At 41.3% G+C, this 1,723-nt stretch carries 2 pseudogenes; both read right to left on the bottom strand.

Annotated elements, in window-relative coordinates:
- Window positions 1-854: pseudogene (locus AC0QT4_RS09020) on the bottom strand (hypothetical protein); the annotation flags it as partial.
- Window positions 854-1,723 (bottom strand): annotated as a pseudogene (locus tag AC0QT4_RS09015) (hypothetical protein); the annotation flags it as partial. The pseudogenes AC0QT4_RS09015 and AC0QT4_RS09020, both read right to left, overlap by 1 nt.

Here is a 1,723-nt window from a genome sequence, read left to right as displayed (position 1 = left end):
GAAACAGCTCTTGCTGCCAAGCCCCCAAGGGAACCAAGACCAGAACCAACAGCACTTCCAAGAGCTGTCCCTCCCGCTCCAAAACCTGCACCAAGGGCTGTACTTTGAAGTGTATGACCTAACCCTTCACCTTCACCAAATCCATGTAATGCACCAGATAACGCCCCTACTTTAAGCAAATGCCCAAGTGTTGTTTTGTCCGTTATACCTAAAAACGGACTCAATTTATTACCTACATATTTCCCTCCCGTTGCTGCCCATGTTGGAACAGATTTCGAGAATACTTGACCTAATTTTGAAGTAGCATGAGGCGCTGCCCACCTCGCTAATCCCGCCGCCGCTCCTCCCCCTAACGTTGCAAGTGAGGGCAAAGCAGACCCTAATATATTTCCACCCAAAGACGTCCAATAATGCGTATCGCTCATCCTCTGTTGATAATCACGCCGTTTCTTGACTTCTTTGTCATATTTCTCTTCTAATTTCTTATCGCTAGAAAACAAATACTTTAAAAATCCCTTGGTAAAAGCCCATGGTGCCAAATCATCATCAGAATCGCGTCCTGCTGCTGTCATAGCTCCAAATTCGTCATCTAAACCAAAACTCAAACCATGCTTTAAAGAATTCCAAAAGGCTTCACTTTGTGTGATCTCTGGGGACTGTGGAACATCTTCATAAGAACGGTCATTATAAAAATCATCAGCATACTCAGCTACGTATACATCATCACCAAGCTCTGGTACAGGAGCACCACGACGATAACCACGTTTATTCCTGTAAGGAGCATACTCAGCTATGTACACATCATCACCAAGTTCTGGTACAGGAGCACCACGACGATAATGCTTATTGTTCATTATTCTTTGCCTTCCTTATATATTCGCTCTCCGTTATAATAAACTACTGTGCCAGCAGGATAACGATCTAGTTCTTCTCTGCTATTTACAGTTGGAAGATTTGCACCAGCCCCTCGCGCCATAAACCGATTAGTAAAAGATTGATGAGGAGATTTGCGACGCTGTCTTACTTCCATTCCGTTCGATAGCCTATAAATTTCTTCCTCATTCAGTTCTTTGAAACGGTTAAACATATATTTAATGTTTAAGAGTGTTTGATATAATTCTTCTGGTTTATCGCTAATATCTAAAACACCATAAGATTGTACTATTCGCCTACTTTCTTCATTAGATAACGGTCCAACACCTACTGTTCCATTCTTACTTTGCGCTTTGATCCCCGCAATAACTTTATTAAAAATACCACCTTCAAGCTGTTTGAATGTATTTTTTAAGGTTTTTGCATCACTTGCTGGTAAAATTTGAGCTATAGTACCAATTCCACCTGTAGCAAATTCTGGATTCGTTTCTATAATATTAAGAGCCTTATCAATTGCACCCATGGTATTATGAAGTTCATATGCTGCGTTCTGAGCAGCCGCCTTCTTATTTTCTTCCCACTCTGCTATTTCTCGTTTCTTCTGGTTATACTCAAGTTCCTGTGGTGAACCTTTAATGGGTCTCATTTCACGTTGACCAGTCTCTGGATTATCATACCATTGGAAACCTTCACTTAATTTAAGTTGATCACTACCTGTGAGTAATGCACTAAGCATCTGAGGATTACGCGCCATGGCAATAGCTTCTTGTTCGCTGTAGCCTTTAGATTTCAGATACTCGACTGTTTGGTTAACCTGCTGTCTTTGTTTATCGCCTTTATTTAGATGCTG

The sequence above is a fragment of the Bartonella sp. EBT8 genome, from assembly GCF_055796165.1.
The sequence above is the reverse complement of the archived record's forward strand: the minus strand, read 5'-3'. Positions and strand labels throughout refer to the sequence as shown.